Here is a 7,178-nt window from a genome sequence, read left to right on the forward strand (position 1 = left end):
GCGCCCGGGATGCGCTTTGATCTCGGACCCGTGTTGGTGTTCTACGCCAAATCCGGCAATCCTCATCTCGATGAGGAGGAAGCACTATGAGCCCAAAGGTGCAGGCTATCCCAATCTCGACCAGATCTGCGCGGCAATCAAAGCCGATGATGCCGAACATCTGTACTCGCTGCTGGCCCCCGAAGGCCGCTACCAGACGGTAGAGACCAGACTGGCCGACCTGAACCAGCGCATCTGGACGCGTTGGTCCGCGCCTTCGAGGACAACGAAAACTGTATGGACGCAAACCGCTACACCAACATGGACGATCTGCGCTACCAAAGAAGCTCCGTATGGGCTGCGCCGCGACCAAGCTTCACTGCCGTCCGTTTAGAAGAAGTTGACGAACACAACATCCTGACGCCGTTGGCTTGGGGCTGGGTGCCAGCCTTATTCCCAGCGCAGTATTAGTCCCGATCCAGATTCTTGCGAGCCAAGGCACCAGGAAGAGCGCAGGGTGCTCCTATTCACCAAGGTCCGAATGTGGTGTGATCGACCAATGGATTAAATCTGCGGCACGCTGAAGTGTCGTCTGGGTCTGAGCATGATTGGACGAAACGGCGATGACATGTCCGATGCATTCTCGATGACCGCCTTTCCTGGGGACTCGCGTCTTGGGTTCGATATACAACTCGACCTCGGCGATGCCCGAGACAGCAGCCGCCCGACTGTCCCCATCGATCCAATCGAGGGTGCCATCGAGATCAGGAACCAGGAACCGTGCGGCCGCAGTCTTCGTGGGGCCTCTGCGCAAGCTCCTTTGGGCACCAGTCACAAGTTTGATGTGCTCGGTCACGAGATCCACGCCGTAAACCAGCTGAACCAATTCAGGAGCGGGCGAACCTGGAAGATGCGGGCTGACCCCAATCACAACTGGACCACGCTTCGTCAACCCGAGTTCAATGGTCGTTGGTCCCCAGCCAAGGCCGAGTGCCCGCAAACAATTCAGCGAAACATCGGCAATACTATCATGCTCGTTTTCAGTCAGCACAGCCGGATAGGTGCACTCGCGACAGATGAGATCCGGTGCTTGACAGAAGTCAAGGGCAGCAATTCCAATCACCTCATTTCCCATCATGTTAATGCTAAAGTGGGAACCTTGTGTGAATTCTTCGACTAGTATCCGCCGCGAAGGACGCGTTATGTGATTTATACTCAATAGAATGGCCGAATGTGCCGCTAAATCATCGACATTTCTGCACAATTTAGCGCCGGTGCTTCCGCTGCCCTTGACGACCACCGGCAGTCCGATGGCATTCGCAAATCTTTCCACCTCCATCGCATTTGCTGCCATGTGATACGCAGGTACTGAAACGCCAGCCTCCGAGAGAAGCTGACGTTGAACGAATTTGTCGCAGCATTGTTCAATCGACACAGGGTTCGGTCCCGGTAGACCGAAGTGCCGGCAGAGCTTACCAACTGTCGCGGAAACTGACACGTCGTCGCCCGCAAATGCGGTAATTCCAGCAATGTCGTAGGTTATACGCAGCCGGTAGCATTCGCGGATCAGCGCATCGATATTGCCTGTATCGATAGGAATAGCGTCAACGCTTTCCGCCCCAAGATATTCGTACTGAGCGGGATCTGCCGCCAGGGTAATTGGATGGAGACCGAGACGCCGAGCCGCTTGAATGTGGAGCGGACCATTACCCCTATGACCTTCAACAAGTATGAGCGCTTTTCTTCTCACGGGCTATGGACTCCGACGTTGTGTGATGTTGCGGCGGCCACGAGCGCAAGCAGGCATCCGTGCTCGGATCTCAGACCTCGCGGTGAGGCATGGCGGCAAGCTCAGCGTCGACGGCCTGCAGGCGCTGCTGAACAAATATGTCGCCAAGGCGCTCGAACACTGCGTACCCCTTCTATGGCGCAGCCCTCAGTTCTGCGAAGCCGGCGCCGGTGATCCGCCGATGGTAGCGAGGCTGCCCTCAGAATTCGGGCGCTCCTCATCATCCGGCGGAAGAATGGCGTTCCACGCGGCCAGCCCGAGTCGGAAGACGACTTACCCCCTTCATGGGAGACTTAGCTTGGCCGTGCGGCCACCGTCCACGACGAAAATCTGGCCGGTGACGAATGAAGCCTCATCTGAGGCGATCCATGCGACCATAGCCGCGACTTCCTCAACACGGCCGGTTCGACCCAATGGATGAATGGCACCCAGCCTCCCTCGCGCCTGCTCGGGCAAAGCGTCGATGAACTTGACGTTGAAATCCGTATCGATCCAGCCAGGAGCCACGCTATTGCAACGCACCCCCTCCGGCCCGCCGTCGACTGCCACGGCACGCGTCAGGCCATGCAGCCCTGCCTTTGATGCACAATAGGCAGCGTGCCCGGGGTTAGAAGCCAATCCTTCTATCGAGCCGATATTAACGATGGCGCCGCGGCTTTTGCGAAGGTGAGGCATTGCCTGACGGATCAGCAGGAAAGGAGCATCAAGGTTGAGCGCCATTGTGCGTCGCCATTCGTGCAGCTCCATTTCATCTACCCTCGCTTCAACCATACGCCCCGCGTTGTTGACGAGGATGTCGAGTCGGCCGGCTTGTTCAATGACATGATCAATGACCAACTCCGGAACGGTGGGATCGCAAAGGTCAGCGACTGTGGTTTCTAGATGACCGGTCTCCTCAAGCTGAACCGCAAAGACCCTGACACCCTCGCTGGCGAGCCTGTCGGCGATTGCCGCCCCAATGCCGCTGCTGGCCCCAGTCACCAGGGCGACTTTCCTGGCAAAGCGCCTCATGCGACCGCCGTTTCGCCGTTCACCTCGACAAGCGCGCCGCGCGCTGGGGAAGCCGGGTTGACCCAGATACCTTCTCGCGCATGATCGAGACCCATCCACCGGGTCGGCGATGCGACGACTGCCTTGGGCATCCTCCTGAGCGAACGCAGGATGAACAGTGGCACTTCTGCCTCCCGGGCCGACACTTTGTAGCCGACCGCCTGCAGCGTGAGACACCCGATAGTCAAGACAAGTTTCTCAATCAGAGCCGACGGATGGGTGGGCTGATCTGACGGCCATGCGCACATCGCATGAGGCCGGTCTGGCGCGGCCACTCGACTTCCAAAGTCAATTTGAGTTGTACCGTGAGCATCTGCGCTGAAACCTCTTCTCAGTTGGGTTCCTGAACCCTCCCAGCACGATCTGGCTAAGGTTCCAAAAACGTCGCGCAAAAAGATGGTGTAGATTGGTGCCGGACTGGGAATCGGTTTCGTCCAGCATTGCGATGGCATGTTCCGGCACGTGCACCGCCTACGTCGGAAGAAGGCTTGGCGTAACGCCCAAACGAGAGGCGAAGCTTGCTGGTCATAGCACGCACACAACAATTCATTTCGTTCAAGAAAGACGCCGGCAAACAGCCAGTGTATCAACCGGTAGAGCGAACCAGGCGATTCATTGTCCGGCCTCTTCGCGTCGGGCGCCCGAGTTTCGCCATTTGCCGCAAAAGTCATCGTCTGGTCCATGAGGCTTCCTCTGGTCAAGTGCCGGCAAATGCGCTGAGCGCTTTCGGCCACCGACGTCGGCAGTTCCTGCTGCCTGCTATTAGGAACACTCAAAAGTCATGCCAACTGGGCATCAAGGACGTCACAAGAACTTCTATATATTATTCAAAGCCTTAGATGAGAGTGCGTCAGCTGCAGCCAAACGCCACAGCGTCACCGAGTCGACAAAACCGACAGTTTGTCTCGGCGCTCGGCGCTTTGAGGCTTTCGAAGTGGGGCGTTTTTTGTCGTTGAGTCGGACTGGAAAAACCCACAAGGCCATCGACTTGGGGCGCAGCGATTGCAACGCAGGGAAAACCACGGCTCAGCCGATAGGCAGGTAAGCAACCGTGCTTTCATGACGATGCTGAGTGCCAAGACTTGTTAGTCCGCAAAACCTCGTCGAGGTTCGTGATGAGCTTTCGCGTCGCGCAATGACCACCTTTGCCTGCTTGCCGTTGGCGCGCGGGCGCTGGCGGAACGCGGCGAAAACGGCGCTATGAAGGGCCGGCGCTGAGCGCGTGGCGCTCAGGACCGAGCAGACACTGGGCGTGGAAAGCAGCAGGCGGTCGCTTTAGCAGGATCGGCCGCAATGGAGTGGACACGGAGTGGAGAATGCATTTGTCGAGGAGCAGGATGTCGGCATCGAGCCGGCTCCAAGGCGCTTGGCCGGCGCTTGAGAGCGGCATCGCGCAGGTGCTCGAGCCGATTGTTAAGGTCATGGCAAGTTTTTGAACCTGCCGCAAGCGATGGGCCCCTAGTTGCTGCGCGCCACAGCAGGGAAATGAGCGAATTGGCCGGTAAGCCATTCCGGCTATCAATCCTTTCTATGTTTTCTCCTCGGGCGGCCACGGTTTGGCACTTTCGGCAAAATGTGTTGCGGAGTTGCACAGAAAGCGTCGTAACAAACCTTCTTACCCTTGTAGTTGGCCAGGGCCTGAAGCAAACTTGGTAGAAGGTATTGTTTCAACTCGTCCACGATAGGCTCCGGACGGTCCAGCGACTTCAGTGCCATCTCGACTAATTCGATCGCGCGATTTTGGTTGCCGCTCTCGTGATAGTATCGAGCGACCGCCGGATAAGCCCGGAACTTGTGGCCGTCGCCTTGCGGTGGATTGAGTGCCAGGATATGCTCGACGAGCTCTTTGCCGAGCGCGAAGCGATCATGAGAAGGAAAGTGCGAGTGGTCATGCGCCGGACCGAAGAGTAGGTCTAATGTTGCCAGCAGCCAATTCTCGGAGTTTCTGCCGATCGCGTCGCGAACCAATTTGCGTATGACAGGCAACCCGGTCCGCATGTCATGCATCCTGTGAAGCAATAGATGCGCATGAGCAAGGCGGAAAGTGATATCGCCCTCCATCAAGGCGGTGCCCTGTTCGACTGCCGAGAGTGCCGTCTTCCAGTCCTCTTTCCTCACTGCCGCCCAAAATCTCTTATTGATTGACTTGTTCAACGCTTGTTCGCGTGCTGTGAGTTCTCTATCGGCGATCCGCTTCGAGTCGGGGGCTTTCGCTGCGTCGCTGGTGCACCAACTGCCGTTGAGCACTTTCGGCAAGATCTCATCAAGTTCCGTCGGGTGACCAATAAAGGCGATACGGCCGTCTAGGTCGATCACGAACGAGGTCGGAACTCTGACAGAAGAGCTGGCTTCCATCCAAAGCTTTTTCATTTCGCCTGTGTGGTCGAACGCGATCGGAAAATTCAGATCCGAGCACTTTTCGGTGAACCACGCGTCCAGCTTGGCTCGCGCCTTGACGGCCGATGAGGCGCGTTCATGAGCCGCGACTCCGACGACCTCGAGTCCGCTATCTCTAAACTTTTCCTGCAACTGTATCAGATGGCGAATCGCCGCCGCACATAGTTCGCTCCCAGTCGCCCAAAATTCGACGATGTACACTTTGCTGGGCTGGAAGTGTGAGATGGGCTCGCCGCGGAGCCAAGTCTCCACTTTGATTGAAGGAGCCGGCGACTCCATCTGCAATACCATATTTCTCTCCAACGCCACGCCAAAGTTGCGCGTCTTAAGGGGCAAGCTGTTCCCTGAGAGACGGGGCACGGGGGCCGACGAAAAGGGAGGGGCATCACTCGTCCTGCGGGCTTCGATGCCGTCAGCCGTCAATCAGTTTTGCTGCACTTCAATTTAGCAAAAGCCGTGCCAGCGTGCTGAACGCCCAGTGACTGCGCAATTACCCTGAAAAACATCCATGTGCCCCAAGAGGGACGGATGTAATGAAGCTGACATTTTTGCCAGTGTTTGTTTTGCACCCGACATTTGCAAGCCGCTGTCGGTCTGGGCATATAGAGTCGTCGCCCTCCGACTGCGATGGCCCAGCAGCACCTGAATGCTCTTATGTCCTGTCCAGGGCTCGCGGCGTGAAAAGCGGCAACGAGGTTTTGACGCGGCACTGCTTCACGTTTGGGCCCTCCACCGCCCTTCATGGATGGATCGGATTCAGTCAGACGGCGAACCGTTCAAATCGATGCATTCACGAATCCTCCGCGTCCTTTCAGTCAACACCACAAGCAAATGATGGACACCGTCCACTCGGGTGTTGCACCCTTCCAGGTGCTGCTATGAATCCACCAACGTTGGAAGCAGCCCTATCTCGCTTGGAAGGTGCCCCGGGTTTTCTTGAGGTATGGTGCGTAGAATCCGGACACGAGCATAGGATGATCACGAGGCAACGCGGAGAAGCCTCCGGCTGAACCCTGGCAATTTCTCGATGAACACAGACATACCGATACTCCGACGCACTCGAATTCCGATGTCGCGTAGTTCCACGTCACTTCGGCGCCAGAAGAGATATCCTGAACAGCAACAAAGTCGTAGGCCCCGAAGCGATTGGGCACAATCGCTAAGTTTGGATCACAAGAATGATTCACAACGACAGCGGGCTCCTGAAAGAGAGCGTGGACATTCCAGTCCAATTGAAACGAATTCGTCGTTCGTGTCCTCTCCATGCGTTCAATTAGCCCGGTGATAACAATTTCCCCCGGCAGGAAATCGCGAGCGGCGAATACCCCGCGCCCTCTATCGCCACCCGTGCTGAGGATTCTTACGTTACGGGCATTGAGCTGCTTTGCGCAGGCGATATCATCGGTCAAAATGGACAGGCTTTTGTTTAGGTGGTTATTCGGCATGACCTATTCTTTCCATCCAAGGCTAGTTTCTGCTGAGGGATTCTTAAATTTTGCAGAGGATACACCTCTGTTTTCTGGAGCGTCGCCGCTGGCGCCCGCTCCTGGCAACATGACCCTCAAAATTCGTGCCAATTTGACGGATCGAGCCGAAGAAGAAATTTCGAAATTTCGTGATGCCTTTCGGTCATTATCTGAGGCAAACAAGAGAACGGCTAAACCAGGCGTGTTTAGCGGATCCGCAAACGTGACATCAAATTTGCATAGCGTTGCTGGAGAAGCCTGCTAGGCCGTGGAGTGCGAAGACGTGGGGGCGATTTGACAGGAAGTCCGCCGCAGGGACGTCGGTCTTACTCATTCCAGTTGCTGACCTGCCACTGAACTGTCATCCAGCAGCGATTAGAGTCTCGACCGTTTCTGATCCGATACCATTCTTTGGACCGCCGGAAGGTGGAGTTTTCCGGCTGTTTCACGATGGCGGGCTGACGGCGCCATCGGGATTGATCAACGAGATCGGAACC

6 protein-coding genes are annotated in these 7,178 nt (G+C 56.6%); 1 reads left to right on the plus strand and 5 read right to left on the minus strand.

Annotated elements, in window-relative coordinates; all coding sequences use genetic code 11:
• Positions 1-502: 502 nt before the first annotated feature.
• The 5 genes from NKH37_RS33735 to NKH37_RS33755 form a co-directional block, all read right to left on the minus strand.
• On the minus strand, positions 503-1,729 hold the full coding sequence (locus tag NKH37_RS33735; RefSeq protein WP_353042546.1) for an ATP-grasp domain-containing protein: 1,227 nt from the start codon (positions 1,727-1,729) through the stop codon (positions 503-505).
• 321 nt (positions 1,730-2,050) lie between these two features.
• A complete protein-coding gene (locus tag NKH37_RS33740) occupies positions 2,051-2,779 on the minus strand; it encodes an SDR family NAD(P)-dependent oxidoreductase (protein WP_352811468.1) in 729 nt (242 codons plus the stop codon).
• Complete coding sequence (locus NKH37_RS33745; RefSeq protein ID WP_352811471.1) at positions 2,776-3,006, minus strand: hypothetical protein; 231 nt, start codon at positions 3,004-3,006, stop codon at positions 2,776-2,778. Before NKH37_RS33745 ends, NKH37_RS33740 begins: the two co-directional genes overlap by 4 nt.
• Before the next feature lie 1,330 nt (positions 3,007-4,336).
• Complete coding sequence (locus NKH37_RS33750; RefSeq protein ID WP_353042549.1) at positions 4,337-5,506, minus strand: TlpA disulfide reductase family protein; 1,170 nt, start codon at positions 5,504-5,506, stop codon at positions 4,337-4,339.
• A gap of 614 nt (positions 5,507-6,120) precedes the next feature.
• A complete protein-coding gene (locus NKH37_RS33755; RefSeq protein WP_352811476.1) occupies positions 6,121-6,660 on the minus strand; it encodes an SET domain-containing protein-lysine N-methyltransferase in 540 nt (179 codons plus the stop codon).
• On the opposite strand from NKH37_RS33755, the gene NKH37_RS33760 reads away from it, so the two are divergent.
• Entirely contained in the window at positions 6,659-6,946 is a 288-nt protein-coding gene (locus tag NKH37_RS33760) for a hypothetical protein (protein WP_352811478.1), read from the plus strand. The two genes, NKH37_RS33755 and NKH37_RS33760, sit on opposite strands and share 2 nt — an antisense overlap.
• Positions 6,947-7,178 lie beyond the last annotated feature (232 nt).

It is taken from the genome of Mesorhizobium sp. M1217, assembly GCF_040318275.1.
Taxonomy (GTDB): domain Bacteria; phylum Pseudomonadota; class Alphaproteobacteria; order Rhizobiales; family Rhizobiaceae; genus Mesorhizobium.